General features: G+C 74.1%; 18 protein-coding genes and 1 pseudogene. 12 read left to right on the top strand and 7 right to left on the bottom strand.

Annotated features, from left to right (window positions below):
• Positions 1-173: 173 nt before the first annotated feature.
• From pnuC to OOK34_RS22255, 4 genes are read left to right on the top strand one after another with little or no spacing between them, the layout of a single operon-like run.
• On the top strand, positions 174-782 hold the full coding sequence (gene pnuC / locus OOK34_RS22240) for a nicotinamide riboside transporter PnuC (RefSeq protein ID WP_267035608.1): 609 nt from the start codon (positions 174-176) through the stop codon (positions 780-782).
• Entirely contained in the window at positions 779-1,867 is a 1,089-nt protein-coding gene (locus OOK34_RS22245; RefSeq protein ID WP_267035609.1) for an AAA family ATPase, read from the top strand. Before pnuC ends, OOK34_RS22245 begins: the two co-directional genes overlap by 4 nt.
• Positions 1,864-2,619 carry an NUDIX domain-containing protein gene (locus OOK34_RS22250; RefSeq protein WP_267035610.1) on the top strand — a complete coding sequence of 252 codons (756 nt, stop codon included), beginning with the start codon at positions 1,864-1,866 and terminating at the stop codon, positions 2,617-2,619. The genes OOK34_RS22245 and OOK34_RS22250 overlap by 4 nt, the downstream gene beginning before the upstream one ends.
• Entirely contained in the window at positions 2,616-3,632 is a 1,017-nt protein-coding gene (locus OOK34_RS22255) for an ADP-ribosylglycohydrolase family protein (RefSeq protein WP_267035611.1), read from the top strand. Before OOK34_RS22250 ends, OOK34_RS22255 begins: the two co-directional genes overlap by 4 nt.
• 16 nt (positions 3,633-3,648) lie before the next feature.
• On the opposite strand, the gene OOK34_RS22260 is transcribed toward OOK34_RS22255, so the two are convergent.
• From OOK34_RS22260 to OOK34_RS22270, 3 genes are all read right to left on the bottom strand, one after another.
• Entirely contained in the window at positions 3,649-4,329 is a 681-nt protein-coding gene (locus OOK34_RS22260; protein ID WP_267035612.1) for a nucleotidyltransferase domain-containing protein, read from the bottom strand.
• A gap of 22 nt (positions 4,330-4,351) precedes the next feature.
• The gene (locus OOK34_RS22265) at positions 4,352-4,810 is read right to left on the bottom strand and encodes a Rieske (2Fe-2S) protein (protein WP_267035613.1); all 459 of its coding nucleotides are present in this window, start codon (positions 4,808-4,810) and stop codon (positions 4,352-4,354) included.
• An 87-nt stretch (positions 4,811-4,897) separates the two neighbouring features.
• Positions 4,898-5,239: a DUF952 domain-containing protein gene (locus OOK34_RS22270; protein ID WP_267035614.1), complete on the bottom strand. Its 342-nt coding sequence runs from the start codon at positions 5,237-5,239 to the stop codon at positions 4,898-4,900.
• Between the two features lie 138 nt (positions 5,240-5,377).
• Here OOK34_RS22270 and OOK34_RS22275 point away from each other — a divergent pair, with 138 nt between their 5' ends.
• From OOK34_RS22275 to der, 5 genes are all read left to right on the top strand, one after another.
• On the top strand, positions 5,378-5,821 hold the full coding sequence (locus OOK34_RS22275) for a YidB family protein (RefSeq protein WP_267035615.1): 444 nt from the start codon (positions 5,378-5,380) through the stop codon (positions 5,819-5,821).
• A 125-nt stretch (positions 5,822-5,946) separates the two neighbouring features.
• Positions 5,947-7,035 carry a prephenate dehydrogenase gene (locus tag OOK34_RS22280; RefSeq protein ID WP_267035616.1) on the top strand — a complete coding sequence of 363 codons (1,089 nt, stop codon included), beginning with the start codon at positions 5,947-5,949 and terminating at the stop codon, positions 7,033-7,035.
• Positions 7,036-7,166: 131 nt separating this feature from the next.
• Positions 7,167-7,868 (top strand): (d)CMP kinase, encoded by a 702-nt coding sequence (cmk, locus tag OOK34_RS22285; protein ID WP_267035617.1) that lies wholly within the window; start codon positions 7,167-7,169, stop codon positions 7,866-7,868.
• Positions 7,829-8,512, top strand: coding sequence for a 1-acyl-sn-glycerol-3-phosphate acyltransferase (locus tag OOK34_RS22290; RefSeq protein WP_267035618.1), 684 nt, complete (start codon positions 7,829-7,831; stop codon positions 8,510-8,512). Before cmk ends, OOK34_RS22290 begins: the two co-directional genes overlap by 40 nt.
• Positions 8,513-8,587: 75 nt before the next feature.
• The gene (gene der / locus OOK34_RS22295) at positions 8,588-10,051 is read left to right on the top strand and encodes a ribosome biogenesis GTPase Der (RefSeq protein WP_267035619.1); all 1,464 of its coding nucleotides are present in this window, start codon (positions 8,588-8,590) and stop codon (positions 10,049-10,051) included.
• 13 nt (positions 10,052-10,064) lie between these two features.
• On the opposite strand, the gene OOK34_RS22300 is transcribed toward der, so the two are convergent.
• Complete coding sequence (locus tag OOK34_RS22300; protein ID WP_267035620.1) at positions 10,065-10,487, bottom strand: hypothetical protein; 423 nt, start codon at positions 10,485-10,487, stop codon at positions 10,065-10,067.
• A gap of 174 nt (positions 10,488-10,661) precedes the next feature.
• Positions 10,662-11,471: a hypothetical protein gene (locus OOK34_RS22305; RefSeq protein ID WP_267035621.1), complete on the bottom strand. Its 810-nt coding sequence runs from the start codon at positions 11,469-11,471 to the stop codon at positions 10,662-10,664.
• A gap of 292 nt (positions 11,472-11,763) precedes the next feature.
• On the opposite strand from OOK34_RS22305, the pseudogene OOK34_RS35375 reads away from it, so the two are divergent.
• Together OOK34_RS35375 and OOK34_RS22320 are read left to right on the top strand one after the other, a co-directional pair.
• Positions 11,764-12,354: pseudogene (locus OOK34_RS35375) on the top strand (transglycosylase family protein); the annotation flags it as partial.
• Between the two features lie 672 nt (positions 12,355-13,026).
• Positions 13,027-13,998 carry a YafY family protein gene (locus OOK34_RS22320; RefSeq protein ID WP_267035622.1) on the top strand — a complete coding sequence of 324 codons (972 nt, stop codon included), beginning with the start codon at positions 13,027-13,029 and terminating at the stop codon, positions 13,996-13,998.
• Between the two features lie 250 nt (positions 13,999-14,248).
• Here the strand turns inward: OOK34_RS22320 and OOK34_RS22325 are convergent, their stop codons facing one another.
• Complete coding sequence (locus OOK34_RS22325) at positions 14,249-15,292, bottom strand: phosphatase PAP2 family protein (protein WP_267035623.1); 1,044 nt, start codon at positions 15,290-15,292, stop codon at positions 14,249-14,251.
• 258 nt (positions 15,293-15,550) lie between these two features.
• Positions 15,551-16,681 carry a glycosyltransferase family 39 protein gene (locus OOK34_RS22330; protein ID WP_267036869.1) on the bottom strand — a complete coding sequence of 377 codons (1,131 nt, stop codon included), beginning with the start codon at positions 16,679-16,681 and terminating at the stop codon, positions 15,551-15,553.
• Positions 16,682-16,975: 294 nt separating this feature from the next.
• Between OOK34_RS22330 and OOK34_RS22335 the strand changes: the two genes are divergently transcribed.
• Positions 16,976-18,766: an MFS transporter gene (locus tag OOK34_RS22335; RefSeq protein WP_267035624.1), complete on the top strand. Its 1,791-nt coding sequence runs from the start codon at positions 16,976-16,978 to the stop codon at positions 18,764-18,766.
• Positions 18,767-18,782 lie beyond the last annotated feature (16 nt).

An 18,782-nucleotide genomic window follows, 5' to 3' on the forward strand; every position in this document is an offset into this window, starting at 1 on the left:
AATGAGCGAATTGCGGAAGACCTCTTAGCCGTCCGGCGCGACATCCGTAGAAGCCCGCAGTGCCCTTGGCGCTGCGGGCTTCCGCGTTTCCCGGCCCCCCCGTTTTTGTGTCTTGCCCGGCACTCCCGAGGTGTTTATAGTCAGGGTGACTATTAAAGGGAGCGGGGGCCTTCATGGGCTGGAACACGAGCTGGACCGAGATCCTCGGCTTCGCCACGGGCGCCGTGTGCGTCTGGCTGGTGGCCCGGCAGCACATCGCCAACTGGCCCGTCGGGATCGCCAACAACCTCTTCTTCATCGTGCTGTTCACCCAGGCCGGCCTCTACGCCGACGCCGGGCTCCAGATCGTCTTCATCGCCCTCGCCGCGTACGGCTGGTGGTCCTGGACCCACGGGGGTGGACCAGGAACCGCCGGGACCCTGCCGGTGCGCCGTACCACGCGCGCCGAATGGGCCTGGCTGCTCGTGGCGGGGGCGGTGGGGACCGCCGCCCTGACCCTGCTGCTCGGCCGGGCCACCGACTCCACCGTGCCGTTCTGGGACGCGCTCACCACCGGGCTCTCCCTCATGGCCACCTACGGGCAGTGCCGCAAGCTCCTGGAGTCCTGGTGGCTGTGGATCGCCGCCGACCTCGTGTACATCCCGCTGTACGCGCACAAGGGGCTGTACCTGACCTCGGTCCTCTACGCCGGCTTCCTCGCCCTGTGCGTGGCCGGGCTGATCGGCTGGCACCGTACGCTCCCGGCACGCGGCGCCCGTACGGCCCAGGAGGCGACGGCATGAGCGGCGCCAAGCGCTACGGCCACGGACTGGTGCTGGGCAAGTTCTACCCGCCGCACGCCGGACACCACCACCTGGTGCGCACCGCCCAGGACCAGTGCGAGCGGCTGACCGTACTGGTCTGCGCCGCCTCGGTGGAGTCGGTGCCGCTCGCCGACCGGGTCGCCTGGATGCGCGAGGAGCACCCCGGGGCGGAGGTGGTCGGCGCGGTCGACGACGTACCCGTCGACCTGCACGACCCCGCCGTCTGGGAGGCGCACATGGCGATCTTCCGGGGCGCGGTGGGCCGGCGCGTGGACGCCGTCTTCACCTCCGAGGAGTACGGGACCGAACTCGCCCGGCGGTTCGGCGCCGAGGAGGTCTGCGTGGACCCGGCGCGCACCCTGTTCCCGGTGTCGGGGACCGCCGTACGCCAGGACCCGGCCGCGTGCTGGGAGTTCCTCGGGCCGGGCGTACGGGCCGCCCTGACCCGGCGGGTCGTCGTCCTGGGCGCCGAGTCCACCGGGACCACCACCCTCTCCCGGGAGCTGGCCGCGCACTACCGGCGGCGCGGCGGGGTGTGGGCGAAGACCGGCTGGGTCGCCGAGTACGGGCGGGAGTACAGCGAGGAGAAGCTCGCCGCGGCCCGCGCGGTGGACCCGGCGGCCTCCTGGGAGGACATGTCCTTCACCTCGCGGGAGTTCCCGGTGATCGCCCGCCGCCAGGACGCGGCGGAGGAACGGGCGGCCCGGCTCGGCTCGCCGGTGCTGTTCTGCGACACCGACTCCTTCGCGACCGGCATCTGGCACGAGCGGTACACGGGCCGCCGCAACCGCGAGGTCGAACGGATCGCCGCCCGCACCCGGCGGGACCTCTACCTGCTGACGGACGACGACGGAGTGCCCTTCGAGGACGACGGGCTGCGCGACGGGCCGGAGCTGAGACCCTGGATGACCGCCCGCTTCCGCAGGGAACTCACGAGCACCGGGAGGCGTTTCCTGGTCGTGAGCGGGGACCGGCGCGCACGGCTGGAGACGGCCGTGGCGGCGGTCGACGGCCTGCTGGCCGAGGGCTGGCACTTCGCGGCGCCCCTCCCGGAGCGGCGATGAGCAGCGCGCGGGCGGCGGGCGGGCCCGCGCCCTACGACCCGTACGCCTTCGAGCCCTTCGCGGTGACCGTCGACCTCGCCGTCCTCACCGTGCGCGGCGGCGCCCTGCACGTCCTGCTGATCCGGCGCGGGCAGGAACCGTACGCCGGCGCCTGGGCGCTCCCCGGCGGCTTCGTCCTGCCCCGCGAGTCCGCCGAGACGGCCGCCCGCCGCGAGCTGGCCGAGGAGACGGGCCTGGCGCCGGAGCTGGTCGCGGCCCTGCACCTGGAACAGCTGCGCACCTACAGCGAACCGGACCGGGACCCCCGCATGCGGGTGGTGTCGGTGGCCTTCACCGCGCTGGTCCCCGACATGCCCGAGCCGGCAGCGGAGGGCGGCGGGGACGCCGACCGGGCCCGGTGGGTGCCGGTGGGGGAGGTCGCGGAGCCGGCCTTCGACCACGCGCTGATCCTGGCGGACGCCCGGGAGCGGGTGGGCTCGAAGCTGGAGTACACCTGCCTGGCCACCGCCTTCTGCCCGCCCGAGTTCACCCTCGGGGAGCTCCAGGCCGTCTACGAGACGGTCTGGGGGACCACCCTGGACCGCCCGAACTTCCGCCGCAAGGTGCTGGCCACGCCCGGATTCGTGGAGGCCGTCCCCGGAGCCGCCCGGCTGACCGGCGGTCGCGGCAAACCCGCCGCGCTCTACCGGGCCGGACCGGCCACCACCCTGCACCCGCCCCTGCTCCGCCCCTCGGAAGGACCTTCACTGTGACCGCGACCAAGCGCGCCGCGACGGGCGCCCTCATCGGCCTGGCCCTGGGCGACGCCCTCGGTTTCCCGACGGAGTTCAACGACGTGCCGGCGATCCTCGCCAAGACCGGGCCGTGGCGGGAGATGCGGCTGCCCCGCCCCGCGATCGTCACCGACGACACCCAGATGACCCTGGCCCTGGCGCGCGGCATACGGACGGCTGCCGAGCGGGGCCCCGTCGGCCCGCTGCGGCTGGCCCGGCCGGTCCGCGAGGAGTTCGTCGACTGGTACCACTCCCCGGAGAACAACCGCGCCCCGGGCAACACCTGCCTGCGGGCGTGCGCTCTGCTGAACGATCCGCAGCGGGACTGGCGGGACGCCAGCCAGGTCGGCTCCAAGGGCTGCGGCGCCAACATGCGGGTCGCCCCGGTGGGCCTGGTGCCCGGCTGGACGGACGAGGAGCGGGCGGGCGCCGCCCAGCTCCAGTCGGCCCTCACCCACGGCCACCCCACCGCGCTGGCCGCCTCCGACCTGACCGCGCGGGCCGTGCACCTCCTCGCCCAGGGCGCCGAGGTGACCGGCCTGGTGGGGCAGCTGCGCTCGTACGCCCTGGAGAACCGCACCCGCTACCACGAGCGCTGGCTCGGCGACCTCTGGATGCGCACGGCGAGCGACGCCTCGCCGGAGTCCTTCATGGCCCGGGGCTGGGACGAGTGCCTGGCCGTCCTGGACCGCCTCGCGGCGGCCCTGCGCACCCCCTCCCCGGAGACCGACCCCTGCCTGACCACCGGCGACGGCTGGATCGCGGAGGAGGCCCTGGCCACCGGCCTGCAGTGCTTCCTGCTCTTCCCGGACGAGCCCCTCCTCGCCCTGCGCCGCGCGGCCTGCACGGCCGGCGACTCGGACTCGATCGCCTGCCTGGCCGGCGCCTTCGCCGGCGCCCACCTCGGCGCGGACGCCTGGCCCCGCGACTGGGAGGGCCGCATCGAGTACCGCGAGGAACTCCTCGCCTTCGGCACCCTCTGGGACGCGTGACCGGTGCAGAGACGGCCTAGCGGGCCGAGGCCAGGCGGGTGCGGTGGAGGAAGTCCGTGACGCGGGCGTGGTCCGGTTCGGCGGGGAGGGGGGTGGTGCGGAGGGCGGCTTCGGACTCCTCGGTGAGGCGGGTCATCCAGCCGTCGACCTCCTCCCAGGCCACCTCGCCCCGCTTGACCGCGAGGAGGCGCTCGCGGTCCGGGCCCGCGTCGATCGTCAGGCGGCCCGTGCGGAGCAGGTCGCGGCAGGAGGCCAGCAGGCGCAGCAGGTGCATGGCGTGCTTCCAGCGCGGCGCGCCGTGGAGGCGGACGTCGGCGAGGAGTTTGCCGTGCTGGGAGGTCGCGTAGCGGCTGAAGGTGGTGTGGGCCCGGCGGGAGAGGAAGGCCCCGCGCAGGGACATGAGTTCCTCTCCGACCGGGGTGATCCGTTCCACCAGCGGGGAGTGCAGGCACTCGAGGATGTTCGGGTTGGCGCGCAGGGCCAGCTCGCAGAAGCGCTCCAGTTCCCAGGAGAACTCCTCCTCCCGGGGGCCCTCCACATGGGTCGGGGGCTTCTCGAACCGCCAGAAGAGCGGCGTGGGGGCGAGGAAGACACCGCGCCGGTCGGTGTCGCTCGCCTCCGTGGCCAGCCCGAAGGCGCGGGAGCCCATCACGCAGGCGTAGATCGTGTGGTCCCGGACCAGGGTGAGGTCGTCCATCCCCGGAGGGTAGGCGGCCGGGTTACGGCTGGGCGAGCGAGATTTCCCCCTGCGGGGACACGGTGATCTTCTTCTCCTCGAGCGGCCGGGTCGCCGGACCGTGGGCCACCGCCCCGTCCGCCACCTGGAACTTGCTGCCGTGGCACGGGCAGTCGATGGTGCCGTTCTCGACCTTGTTCACCAGGCAGCCCTGGTGCGGGCACACCGCCGTGAAGCAGCGGAAGGAGCCCGCCGTCGGCTGGGTGACCACCAGCTTCTGCTCCTTGAGCACCGTGCCGCCGCCGACCGGCACCGCCGAGGACTTCAGCAGCGGCTGCGCGGCCTGGCCCTGGGCGGAGGCCGCCGCCTGCGGGGTGGAGGCGCTGCCGGACTCGGGCGCGGTCTTGTCCGCGTCCGAGCCGCAGGCGGCGAGCGTGCCTCCCGCCAGGGCGGCGGCTCCGGCCGCCAGTACCGTGCGCCGGGCGGTGTTCGACTCGGTCATACGAGGCTCCTTGCTGGGGTGGCCGGGATGCGAGGAGCATCCTGGCGTGCGACCGGCCTCAGGAGAAGCCCGCCACACCGTCTCGTTTCATACCTCCGGCCGCCAGGGCGTCAGGTCGGCCGGACCGCCGGGGGTGCGTACGACCTCCCACACGCGGAGCACGGCGTCCCGGTTCAACGGCCCGTGGACGTGCGGGTACGGGTCGCCGGGGCCGCCCGCCCGGCGCACCTCCGCCGTCAGGGCCCCTTCGTCGAGTTCCACGGCGAGCAGGGTGCCGGGCGTGTGCCGGTAGCGGGCCTCCACGATGGCGAGCGCGGTGGGGCGGTCGGCCGAACAGTGCACGAACCCCTCGGCGCCGAGCGAGTCGGGGGCGTACGGCAGCTCGGGAGCGGCACTCCAGTCGGCGAGCGGAACGATGTGGAAGATCATGCGGTGGTTCTACCGCACCCGCGTCCGAGCGCGGTGCACCAAGTGGCGGCATGGACCGATCTGGGTGACATTGTCCGTGTCTCGAAGCCGGGCCCGCCGCTGGCGCGCGCCCGGCCCCTCTTCGAAAGGCACAGGACCATGGCGGGTAATGACCTCGGCTCCCTCCTCGGCGGGCTCCTCGGCGGCGGCCAGGGCGGGAGCGCCGGCGGTGGCGGCGGCAACATCCTCGGCGCGCTGCTCGGCTCCCTGCTGGGCGGCGGCGGTGGCGGTGCCCAGGCGGCCGGCGGCGGCGGGAGCAACCCCCTCGGCGGACTGCTCGACATGCTGACCAAGTCCGGCCTCGCCGACCAGGCCAATTCCTGGGTCGGCACCGGCGAGAACCAGCCCGTCAGCGGTGCCCAGATCACCCAGGCGCTCCCGGGCGACACCCTCCAGAAGCTGGCCGAACAGGCGGGCGTCAGCCCCGAGCAGGCCGCCGACCAGATCGCCCGGACGCTGCCGGAGGCGGTGGACAAGCTGACCCCGAGCGGACAGGTGCCCACCGAGTCCCTGGAGGAGATCATCAGGAAGCAGGGCCTCTGACCGCGGCAAGATCGTCCACGAGGGCCCGGCCCCCGTCCACAGGGCGGACCGCCGGGCCCTCGCGCCGTACGGGCTGGCTACCCTGAGTCAGGCCCAGCCGTTACGCGATCACCTTGGAGCGCCCCGTGAGAACCGCCGTCGTCATCGGAACCGGACTGATCGGCACCTCCGCGGCGCTCGCCCTGACCGCCCGCGGGATCACCGTGCACCTCGTCGACCACGACCCCGCGCAGGCCCGTACGGCCGCCGCCCTGGGCGCCGGCACCGACGACGCCCCCGAGGGCCAGGTCGACCTCGCGATCGTCGCCGTACCGCCCGCGCACGTGGCCGCCGCGCTGGCCGACGCGATCGGACGCGGACTGGCCCGGGCCTACGTGGACGTGGCCAGCGTCAAGGGCGGCCCGCGCCGGGAGCTCGCGGCGCTGGGCGCCGACACCTCTGCGTACATCGGCACCCACCCCATGGCCGGCAAGGAGCGCTCGGGGCCGCTCGCCGCGACGGCGGACCTGTTCGAGGGCCGCCCCTGGGTGCTCACCCCGACCCGGGACACCGACCACGAGGTGCTGAACCTCGCACTGGAACTGGTCGCCCTGTGCCGGGCCGTACCCGTGGTGATGGACGCCGACGCGCACGACCGGGCGGTGGCCCTGGTCTCGCACACCCCGCAGCTGGTGTCCAGCATGGTCGCGGCACGCCTGGAGGAGGCGGACGAGACGGCGGTCCGGCTGTGCGGGCAGGGCATCCGGGACGTGACCCGGATCGCGGCCTCCGACCCCCGGATGTGGGTGGAGATCCTCTCGGCCAACCCGGGGCCGGTGGCCGACGTCCTGGCCGGCATCGCCGCCGACCTGGAGGAGACCGTCGAGGCGCTGCGCGGGCTCCAGTCCGCCGACGAGGCCAAGCGCCGGGGCGGCGCGGCGGGCATCGAGGACGTCCTCAAGCGCGGCAACGCGGGCCGGGTCCGGGTCCCCGGCAAGCACGGCGCTGCGCCCATGGCGTACGAGACGGTCGGGGTGTTCATCAGCGACAAGCCCGGCGAGCTGGCGCGGATCTTCGCGGACGCCGGCCGGGCCGGGGTCAACATCGAGGACGTGCGGATCGAGCACGCGACGGGCCAGCAGGCGGGCCTGGTGCAGCTCATGGTGGAGCCGCGGGCCGTGGCGGCCCTGACCGCCGAGCTGCGCGAGCGGGGCTGGGCGCTGCGCCAGCAGTAGTCCGGGTGCGGCGCCGCCGCGGCTGGCATGGCCATGGGCCGGGACCGGAGGGTTCTGGGGGCCGGTAACCTGGGGAGGGGCGCTTTTGGCGCGCCCGGACACGTACGCGCAACCAGGAAGGTGCCCGCACCGTGGAAACCGCAGCTCCGTCCGCCGTGATCGTCGCCATCGACGGTCCCTCCGGCACGGGCAAGTCCAGCACCTCCAAGGCCGTGGCCGCCAAGCTCGGGCTGCGCTACCTGGACACCGGTGCCCAGTACCGGGCCATCACCTGGTGGATGATCACCAACGGCGTCGACACCGACGACCCGCAGGCCATCGCCCTCGCCGCCGGCAAGCCGGCCATCGTCTCCGGTACGGACCCGGCCGCCCCCACCATCACGGTGGACGGCCTGGACGCCTCCGGCCCGATCCGCACCCAGGAGGTCACCTCCAAGGTCAGCGCCGTCAGCGCCGTCCCCGAGGTGCGCACCCTGATCACCGAGCTCCAGCGCTCCATCGCCGCCGAGGCGGCCGAGGAGGCCGACGGGATCGTGGTCGAGGGCCGGGACATCGGCACCACCGTCCTGCCCGACGCCGACCTCAAGATCTTCCTGACGGCCTCCCCCGAGGCCCGTGCCGCCCGCCGCAGCGGCGAGCTGCGCGGCAAGGAGGCAACGGACCTCGCGGCCACCAGGGAAGCCCTGATCAAGCGGGACGCGGCCGACTCCGGCCGCAAGACCTCCCCGCTGGCCAAGGCGGGCGACGCCGTCGAGGTGGACACCACCGACCTCACCCTCGACCAGGTGATCGAATGCGTGGTCACGCTGGTGGAAGAGCGGCGGAGCCGGTGAGCGACACGCCCTCCCTCAAGGGTGCGGCGGTCGGCAGGCGCATCGGCATCGGGCTGATGTACGGGCTGTGGAAGCCGCGCGTGCTGGGGGCCTGGAAGGTGCCCGCCTCCGGCCCCGTCATCCTGGCCGTGAACCACGCGCACAACATCGACGGCCCGATGGTCATGGGCACCGCCCCGCGGCCGCTGCACTTCCTGATCAAGAAGGAGGCGTACGTCGGCCCGCTCGGCCCCTTCCTGGAAGGGATCGGGCAGGTGAAGGTGGACCGCACCGGCACCGACCGGACCGCGATCACCCGCGCGCTCGGCGTCCTCGACCAGGGCGGCGCCCTGGGGATATTCCCCGAGGGCACCCGGGGCGAGGGGGACTTCGCGTCCCTGCGCGCCGGGCTCGCCTACTTCGCGGTCCGCAGCGGCGCCCCGATCGTGCCGGTCGCCGTCCTGGGCAGCACCGAGGCCAAGGGGCGGCTGGTCAAGGGCCTGCCGCCGCTGCGGAGCCGGGTCGACGTCGTCTTCGGCTCCGCCTTCGACGCCGGGGACGGCACGGGCCGCCGTACGCGGACCGCGCTGGACCAGGCCACCGAACGAATCCAGGGCCGGCTGACCGCCCACCTGGCCGATGCCAAGCGCCTCACCGGGCGCTGAGCGAGACTTGAACCAGTAGTGGAACCGCGCTGCGCGGCTGCCACCGATCACCACGAACGACGAGGAACGGACTTCATGAACGACCAGCACGACCACGGAGCACTTGGCGACGCCGAGTACGCGGAGTTCATGGAGCTCGCCGCGGAGGAAGGCTTCGACCTCGAGGACGTCGAAGGCGCGATCGAGGAGGCCGGCCACGGCCCGCTCCCCGTACTCGCCGTCGTCGGCCGCCCGAACGTCGGCAAGTCGACCCTGGTGAACCGCATCATCGGCCGCCGCGAGGCCGTCGTCGAGGACAAGCCGGGCGTCACCCGCGACCGCGTCACCTACGAGGCCGAGTGGGCCGGCCGCCGCTTCAAGGTCGTCGACACCGGCGGCTGGGAGCAGGACGTCCTCGGCATCGAGGCCTCCGTCGCCGCCCAGGCCGAGTACGCCATCGAGGCCGCCGACGCGGTCGTCTTCGTCGTGGACGCCAAGGTCGGCGCCACCGACACCGACGAGGCCGTCGTCAAGCTGCTGCGCCGCGCCGGCAAGCCCGTCGTCCTGTGCGCCAACAAGGTCGACGGCCAGAGCGGCGAGGCCGACGCGGCCTCCCTGTGGTCGCTGGGCCTCGGCCAGCCGCACCCGGTCTCCTCCCTGCACGGCCGCGGTACGGGCGACATGCTCGACGCCGTCCTCGAAGCCCTGCCGGAGGCCCCCGAGCAGAGCTTCGGCGGCACGCCGGTCGGCGGGCCGCGCCGCATCGCCCTGATCGGCCGCCCGAACGTGGGCAAGTCCTCGCTCCTGAACAAGGTCGCCCGCGAGGACCGCGTCGTCGTCAACGAGCTGGCCGGCACCACCCGCGACCCGGTCGACGAGCTGATCGAGCTCGGCGGCATCACCTGGAAGTTCGTGGACACCGCGGGCATCCGCAAGAAGGTCCACCTCCAGCAGGGCGCCGACTACTACGCCTCCCTGCGCACGGCCGCCGCCGTGGAGAAGGCGGAGGTGGCGGTCATCCTGATCGACACCACCGAGAACATCAGCGTCCAGGACCAGCGCATCATCACCATGGCCGTCGAGGCCGGCCGCGCGATCGTGATCGCGTACAACAAGTGGGACGAGCTGGACGAGGAGCGCCGCTACTACCTCGAGCGCGAGATCGAGACCGAGATGCAGCAGGTCTCCTGGGCTCCCCGCGTCAACGTCTCGGCGCTCACCGGCCGCCACATGGAGAAGCTGGTCCCGGCGATCGAGACCGCCCTCGCGGGCTGGGAGACGCGCGTCCCCACCGGCCGGCTGAACGCCTTCCTCGGCGAGGTCGTCGCGGCCCACCCGCACCCGATCCGCGGCGGCAAGCAGCCCCGCATCCTGTTCGGTACCCAGGCGGGCAGCAAGCCGCCGCGGTTCGTCCTCTTCGCCTCCGGCTTCCTGGAGCACGGCTACCGGCGCTTCATCGAGCGCCGCCTGCGCGAGGAGTTCGGCTTCGAGGGCACCCCGATCCACATCTCGGTGCGGGTGCGCGAGAAGCGCGGAGCGCAGTACAAGAAGAAGAAGTAGCGGCGCTCCGGGGTCAGTAGCCCCGGCGCGGAGCGGGCGGCAGGGCCGCCGGGATGTGCTGCATCCCGGTCTGGTGCTGCCGCCCGCCGCCGTATCCGGACCCGCCCGCGTACGAGTACGCCGGCTGGGCCTGCTGCGGGACGTACGAGGGCTGCCAGCCGTCGGCCTGCTGCCACGAGGAACCGTTCCAGCCGCTGCCGTACGCGCTGCCCGTGCCGCCGCCGTACGAGCCGCCGAAGGCGCCGCCGTACGAGGCGCCGCCGTACGAGGCGCCGCCGTACGAGAACGCGGTGAAGCCGAGGTCCTCCTCGCCCGTACGGTCGCCCGGCAGCGCCCGGAAGGCGCGCAGGTACTCCGAGTACAGGCTGTCGTAGATCGGGGTGTGCGAGACGGTGCTCGTACGGGACGGGGCGCGGGAGGGGTCGTATGAATGCACGTAACAGCCAACGAACCCGGGGCCCTGCGGATGCGGGGTGACGGTGCGGAAAACGCAGATCGCCGGGGGTGCGCGGGACGGACCGCGCACCCCCGGCGCATGCCGCCCGGCCCCTCGGCGGGGGTCGAACGGCCGTTTCCGGTGGGGAGGGGCACGAAGAGGCCCCGGAGGGGCTCAGGCGCCCGGCGTACCCGCCAGGGGCATCGCGGCGGCGACCAGCTTGCCGTTGCTCGCGGCCTTGTCCAGGGCGTCGCGCAGCAGGTCCTCGCGCGGCTGCTGGCCGATGGAGCCGACCGGGGCGGCGTAGATGAGCACGCGCTGGGTCTTGTTGACGGCGGCCCGCCAGCCGTCGGTGACGCTCAGCGCCTGGTGGGCCTGCCACCAGGCCACCTGGGGGCCGCCGTCGGTGCCCGGCTGGAGCACGGCGTGCAGCTGCCCGCCGGCGAGCAGGACCGACCAGCCGCCGAGGGCGGAGGGGACCTCGTTGGTGTCGGTGACCGGGATGAAGCCCTGCTCGATGAGGAGGGGGAGGAAGTCGTCGCCGGGGCCGGTGGTGCCGGGGCGGGCGATCGGCGCGGTCGGCTCGACGACCAGCGCGGGGTGCAGCTCCCCGGCGATCAGGATCAGGCCGCTGGTGATGCCGAGGACGGCCTGGCCGCCGGGAACCGACTGCGGGACCTCGCCGGCGGCCTGCTCCGGGGCGGGGCTGTCACCGGTGATGCTGCGGACCGCGCCCTGGAGCTGCTCCTCGGACACTGTGACGACCTGGGAGGGGATGCAGGCGGCGTGGGCGAAGGCGAGGACGGCGGTTTCCTCGCCCACGAACAGCACGGTGCTCGTGGGGTGGGTCTCGGGGTCACCGGGAGTGCGGCAGGAGGTGCAGTCGTAACTGCCCGGGGCGTCGTCGCCGGTGAGCAGCCTGTCGGCTTCTTCGTCACCGATCTCGGCACGTACCTCAAGACTGACGTCGAGCATGCGCGGCACGGGGTGGCTCCTCATTCGTGCGGAGGCCGGGGGGTTCCCGGCTCGCCGGGATCAACGGGGGAGCGGCGGCCGGGGTCACGCCGTTTGAGGGAACGGAATCGAACCGGCCACCCGTACGAGTGAACCGTCCGGCCACTGCTTCGCCTTTGTGGCAACTCTTGCTTACTTGTGTGCAGTTGATGGCTGGTGCTGGCCGTTTGGGGGAGGGGCGGCGGTCGGCCGTCCGGGTGGGGCGCGGAGGCGTGCCGCGTGGCGGGGCGGGCGGGGGACGGGGGCTCCGTAGCGTGAGCCGATGCCCGATCTGTGGATGCGCCGGGTGGTGGCCACCGCAGTGGCCGCGGCCGCCGCCGCGCTGGTACTCGTACTCCCGTCGGGTGTCGGCGCGGTCGCGGCACCGCCCCCGCCGGCTCCGGGTCCTGCGGGGGCCGCGCACCCGGGCTCGCCGGGGGTGATCGGGACCGGGCCGGGGGACTGCGGGCCCGGCCGGGCATGGCCGTGGGACTGCGTCGCGGACTGCGAGAGCAGCGGGCGGTGGGCGGTGAACACCGGCAACGGCTTCTACGGGGGCCTGCAGTTCCGGCAGCCGACCTGGGAGGAGCACGGGGGCCTGCTGTACGCGGCGCGGGCCGACCTGGCGAGCCGGGAGCAGCAGATCCGGGTCGCGGAGGAGCTGCTGGGCGTTGCGGGGTGGGAGGCGTGGCCGGTGTGCGCGAAGCGGTACGGGCTGGCGGGGCGGACGCACGTGGTGCGGGGCGGGGACACGCTGGACGGGATCGCGCGGCGGTGGCGGGTGGGGGGAGGGTGGCGGGCCCTGTACGAGGCCAACCGGTCGGCGGTCGGCCCCCGCCCGGACCGCCTCCGCGTGGGGCTCCTCCTGACCCTGCCGTCGGCGCCGCCGGCCCCTGCCAACCCTGCGCCGGTGCCGGCGGGCCCGCCCGCGGTTCCGGTGCCCGCCGCGGTGCCTCCAGTGCCCGCCGCGCCCGCCGGCCCCGCGCCGGTGCCGGCGGCCTCGGCCCCGGCCGGCCCCGCGCCGGGTCCTGCGCCCGTCGGCCCGTCGGGCGTTCCGTTGCCTCCGACGCCTGCGCCGGTGCGCTGAGCCTGCGGGTCGGTGGTGCCGCTGCGCGGAGCAAGTCCCCTACCCGCCCTTCCACCGTTCCCCGGGCTACGCCCGGACTCGTTCGTGTGCGGGCCCGCCGCCGGGGGGCCAGCCCCCGGACCCTCCCCCAGACTCCGTCCGGGGGGACCCCCAGCGCCTCAAACGCCGGCGAGGCTGGATTTGGCTGAGCCGCGCTCACATGTGCCCGCAGGGCCCCTCCAGCCCCGCCGGCGTTTGAGGCGCGGGTCCGGGCAGCGCCCGGGGAACGGTGGAAGGGTGGGTAGGGGACAGCCCCGCGCAGCGGCCCACCACCCGCAGACGACGGCCGGACCCTGGCCAGGGCCCGTGGCCCCGCCCCGGGTCCGCCGGCCGGAGGCCGGCGCAGCGGCGCGAAGCCGGTAAGGCCCGCCAGGGCCGCACCGCGCGAGCGGCGCGTCAAAAAGGGGCCACACTGGGCGGATGCTCGAGACCTCCGCACGACTGCTGCGCCTGCTCTCCCTGTTGCAGGCCCACCGGGAATGGACCGGTGCCGATCTCGCCGCACGGCTCGGCGTCACGCCGCGTACCGTGCGGCGGGACGTCGACCGGCTGCGCGAGCTCGGGTACCCCGTGAACGCCAGCCCCGGGACCGGCGGCGGGTACCAGCTGGGGGCCGGGGCCGAGCTGCCGCCGCTGCTGCTGGACGACGACGAGGCCGTCGCGGTCGCCGTCGGGCTGCGCACGGCCGCCGGGAACGGGGTCGAGGGGATCGGGGAGGCCTCCGTACGGGCCCTCGCCAAGCTGGAGCAGGTGCTGCCGTCGCGGCTGCGCGGGCGGGTCTCGGCGCTCAACGAGTTCACCGTGCCCATGCTGCGCGGGCCGGGCCGCGCCACCGTCGACGCCTCGGTGCTCACCGAGCTCGCCGCCGCCTGCCGGGACAGCGAGCGGCTCCGTTTCGGGTACCGGGACCACGGGGGCAGCGTCAGCCGGCGCGTTGTCGAGCCGCACCGGCTCGTCTGTACCGAGCGGCGCTGGTACCTCGTCGCCTGGGACCTCGACCGGGAGGACTGGCGGACCTTCCGCGCGGACCGGATCGAGCCCCGCCCGCCGCACGGCCCGCGCTTCACCCCGCGCCCGGCGCCCGCCGAGGACCTCGCCGCGTACGTCTCCCAGGGCGTGTCGCAGCGCGCGTACGCGGCCCAGGCGGTGGTGCGGCTGCGCGTACCGGCCGAGGAGGCGGCGCGGATCATCGGGCCCTCCGACGGGGCGCTGGAGCCGGTCGACGCGGAGAGCTGCCTGCTGCACACCGGGGCGGTGAACCTCGAGGTTCTCGTGATTCACATCATGCTGCTCGGCTGTGAGTTCGAGGTGGTGGAGCCGCCCGAGCTGACCGAGCGGATCCGGTGGGTACGGGACCTTCTGGGCCGTGCCCTGGAAGCGGTGCCGGAGTAACTCCCGGGCGCCGGAATTCGGGTTCTCCGGCGGAATTCGAAAGGGCTCCGGAAAGGAAGGGGACGGGGGTCTTCCGGGGGTGGCGGCTGTCGACAACCCGTGACACAAGCGTGACCCGGTACGGAGGAACATCCGCTCGCCCGGCTGACGGGCTGTGCATATGAACGGCGACGGCGGGCCGGTTCGGTGAACCGGCCCGCCGTTTTCGCGGTGCGGGGTGGGGCTGTGCGTACCGTCCCCGCGCAGTGGGTCAGCCGCCGGTCGCCGGGCGGGCCGAGGCGCCCCGGGCGGTGGCCCGCTCGGTGTGTGCCGGGCGCCGGCTGCCGGCCGGGGTGACCGGGGTGCGCTCGGAGCGGATGACGTGCTGCCGGGACACCGGGTGCGTGGCGGGGCGCAGGGCCGGGGCGTGCCCGGCCGGGGCGGGGGCCGGGGTCCCGTCCTCGACGGCGGCGGTGCGCCCGGGCTGCCACTTCCCGCCCGCGGAGAGCAGCGGCGTGAGCGCGGCGGCGACCGGTTCGGAGACCCGGCCGTCCTCCAGCCGGCGGCGCCACAGCTCGCGCAGCTCGAAGACGTAGGCCTCGGCGCGGGCGATGAGCGGCTCGAACCAGGGCAGCGCCAGCATGATGAGCAGTCCGGCCATCCAGCCGAGGAGTACGTCGCTCACCCAGTGGGTGCCGAGGTACACGGTGGTGGCGCCGACGCTCAGCGAGACGACCGCGGAGAGCACGGACAGCACCCGGCGGGTGACGGTGGTGGAGGCCAAGTAGGCCAGGATCCCCCAGGTCACGACGGCGTTGGCGGTGTGGCCCGAAGGGAATATATCGCCGCCCGCGAAGAGCTCGGCGGAGCCGATCTGGGTGGCGTAGTGCGGTCCGAGCCGGCCCAGGCCGAGCTTGACGGAGCCCACGGTGATGTTCAGCAGCAGCAGGGCCACGCCGAGGGCGATCAGCGGGCGGAGGGTGTGCTGCCGCCAGGAGCGCCAGCCGAGCCAGGCCGCGACCATCACGGCGGTCGGTCCGCGCTGGCCGAGTACGACGAGGTAGTCGAGGAAGGCGTGTACCTGCGGCCACTGCTCGTAGGGCCGGAAGAACATGATCTGCCAGTCCAGGCGGACGAGCCAGGAGGTCGTCAGCACGGCCACGACGGTCACGAGGTAGGCGCCGAGGGTCGCGGAGAGGAGCACGACGCGGTGCCGGCTCATCTGCGGAGTTTGCAGATGAGCCGGTCGCTCTGGTTCCCGGTCCAGCCGGGCGAACACCGGCTCCAGACGGGCAAGCATTTGGTCAGTACGCACTCAATCGACGTTACCGCGCGCCGAAGGGCAGCCCGGGCGAATCGCGGGCTTTGTGATGACCATGTGATGTGGAGTGCGTCTCACGGGGGACTTAATTCCCCTTGTTCCGGCACTTGTTGGACCTTATCGGATTCAACTCCGGGAGCGCTGCCCCTGCAATTATCCGCATGCTTACATCGGGTTTATTGCCGCAGCTCAATTCCTTTGCACAATCATGGATTGGAATGGTCCATTCCGTGATCACGGTTCCCGGCCCGCCTACGGAGGCCCGGAGCCGTTCAGCCAGAAGGCCCCGTACACCGCCGAGGCCAGCGCCAGCGCCCCCACCGCGCCCGCCGCCCGCCCGGTCCGCCACCGGGCCAGGGCCACCGCCACCGGCAGCAGCAGCGGGAAGGCCGGCAGCAGCAGCCGGGGCTTGGAGCCGAAGTACCCGGAGGCGCACAGCGCCAGCGCCACCACGATCCCGCAGTACACCAGCAGCGCCACGGGCTGCCGGTCGCGCACGCACAGCCGGTACAGCCACAGCACCAGCGCCACCCCGGCGATCAGCGCCACCCCGGCGGGGAAGGCGGGGGAGGCCAGCCGCGCCCCGATGAACCGGGCGAAGGCCAGGCCCCCGTCGAAGCCGTTGCCCCAGCCCGCCTGCACGTCCAGGTAGCCCAGCAGCCCGCCGCCGGTCCGGTGCCCGACCCACAGCACGTACGCCGCCGCGCCCAGCGGGGCCAGCACCACCCCGGCCGCCGTGCGCCACGAGCGCTCCCCGCGCCGCCAGGCCAGGGCCGCCGCCACCCACACCGCCAGCACCACCGCCGCCCCGACCGGACGGGTCAGCCCCGCCCCGGCCGCGAGCAGGCCCGCCGCGATCCAGCGCCCGCGCAGCACCGCGTACAGCGCCCAGGCGGCCAGGGCCGTGAACAGCGACTCGCTGTACGCCATGGACTGCACGATCCCCACCGGCAGCGCCGCCCACAGGGCCACCGCGAGGACCCCCGCGCGCCGCCCGTAGCGCAGGTCCGCGACGGCGAAGATCCCCCAGGCGGCGGCGAGCCCCGCCACTGCCGAGACCACCAGGCCCGCCGAGCCGTACGAGAGCCCCGAGGGCGCCGCCACCAGCCGCTCCAGCCACGGCAGCAGCGGGAAGAAGGCCAGGTTGGAGTGGACGGCCCCGTTCGGCAGGACCACCTCGTACCCGTACCCCCCGGCGGCGATCCGGGCGTACCAGAGGGAGTCCCAGCGGGCCGACAGCAGGGTGTGCGGACTGCTGCCGGCCGCCGCGCCCCACAGCGCGAGCACCGCCAGGCCGAGCAGCCGCACCGCGGCGAAGGCGGCGAGCGCGGGCGCGGCACGGCTCGGTCCGGGAACCTTCGCGGGGACATCGTCAACGGGCACAGTGGTCACGGGGACGAGTATCGACGGCGCGGACACCGGGTACGGAACGGGCGCCACGGGACGTGACCAGGTGCGTACGCGGGGGGAGGGCGCGGCGGGGCGAGTGGCGCACACCACAGCGGGGCCCCCGCCGGGATGAGAGCTTGACCACGTGTCGGACACGCGAACTCGCGTACGCTGACCCTTCACTCGCGTGTCGATGCCGGACCCCGTAGGACGCCGCTCAGCGCACCACCCCGCGGCGCCCCACGACGCTGTCCGCCGAGTGCGAGGGACCACCTGGGAGGTACATGCATGTCGGGGACGAACACGGCCGGCGACAGGAAACCCTCCCTCCGGGAGCAGCTCCGCGCGGTCTCCGGCGGGGCCAACCGCTGGGTCGTCCTGGCGGTGCTGTGCGTCAGCCTCGTGCTCGTCGCGCTCGACGCGACCATTCTGCACGTGGCCGTCCCCTCCGTCACCGAGGACCTGCGCCCCGGCTCGATGGAACTCCTGTGGATCGTCGACGCCTACCCGCTGGTCTGCGCCGCGCTCCTGATCCTCTTCGGCACCCTCGGCGACCGGGTCGGCCGCCGCCGGATCCTGCTCCTCGGCTACACCCTCTTCGGCGTCGCCTCCGCGATCGCCGCCCTCGCCGACAACGCCCAGGTCCTGATCGCCGCGCGCGCCCTGCTCGGCGTCGGCGGGGCGATGATCATGCCGGCCACCCTGTCGATCCTGCGCCAGGTCTTCCCCGACCGGCGCGAGCGCGCCCTGGCCATCGGCATCTGGACCGCCGTCGCCGCGGTCGGCGCGGCCGGCGGGCCCGTACTCGGCGGCTTCCTCGTCCAGCACTTCTGGTGGGGTTCCGTCTTCCTCATCAACATCCCGCTGATGGCGCTGATCCTGCCGCTCGGCCGCTGGCTGCTGCCCGAATCCCGGGGCGCCGCCGACGGGCCGTGGGACGTGCTCGGCGCGCTGATGGCCGCCGGCGGCGTGCTGGGCGCGGTGCTCGGCATCAAGCGGATCGGCGCGGAGCGGCAGCTCACCGACCCCGGGGCGCTGCTCCCGCTGCTGCTCGGCGTGCTGGTGCTGGCCCTCTTCGTACGCCGCCAGAAGCGGCGCGAGCACCCGCTGATCGACATGCGGATGTTCTCCCGGGCCGCCTTCTCCACCTCCGTCGGCTGCATCGTGCTCGCCATGCTGGCCCTGGTCGGCCTGGAGCTGATCGCCGTCCAGTACCTCCAGCTGGTGCTGGACCTGAGCCCGCTCGAGACCGGCCTGCGGCTGCTGCCGCTGACCTTCGCCGCCATGGCAGCGGGCGCCACCGGCTCCTACACCCTCCAGCGGGTCGGCCCGCGCACCATGGTCTCGCTGGGCTTCGTGCTCACCGCCGGCGCCGTGCTGCTGCTGACGCTGATGGGCCAGCAGGACCGGTTCGTGCTGCTGACCGCGGGCTTCGTCCTGCTCGGCTTCGGGCTCCAGACCACCCTGTTCGCCGCGTACGAGTCCATGCTGAGCGAGGCCCCGGCGGACACCGCCGGCGGCGCCGCCTCCATAGGCGAGACCTCCTACCAGCTCGGTGCGGGCATGGGCATCGCCCTGCTCGGCAGCGTGATGAACGCCGCCTACCGGCCCGGCCTGCTGGACGTCCCCGGCGTTCCCGCCCAGGACTCGGCGGGCGCCGCGAACTCCCTCGGCGAGGCCTACCAGATCGCCGCCCACCTCGGCGGTCCGGCGGGAGAGTCCCTCTACGCCGCCGCCCGGCACTCCTTCGTACACGGGCTGCACGTCACCCTCGTGGTCAGCGCCTGCCTGCTGCTCGCCGGCGCCGTGATGGCGCTGAAGCTGCCGCGCACCATGGAGCACGCCGAGCCGGCCGCCTGCGGCGCGGCCGTCGCCGACGCCGAGACCCCCGTACGCCTGCCCGCCCAGCCCAAGGGCCCGTCCCAGCTCGAGGGCCCCTCCCCGCTCGAGGGCCGGTCCGGCCCGGCCGCGGGGGGCGCGCGGATCCCCGGTCCGGCCAAGCCCGAGTGCGATCCCGCCGTCGGCGGCCGGGCCGGGGGTGGACCCGGGGCCGGGTCGCAGACAAACTTGCACCGCTAGGTTTCGCCCCACGTGC

It is taken from the genome of Streptomyces sp. NBC_00091, from assembly GCF_026343185.1.
Taxonomy (GTDB): domain Bacteria; phylum Actinomycetota; class Actinomycetes; order Streptomycetales; family Streptomycetaceae; genus Streptomyces.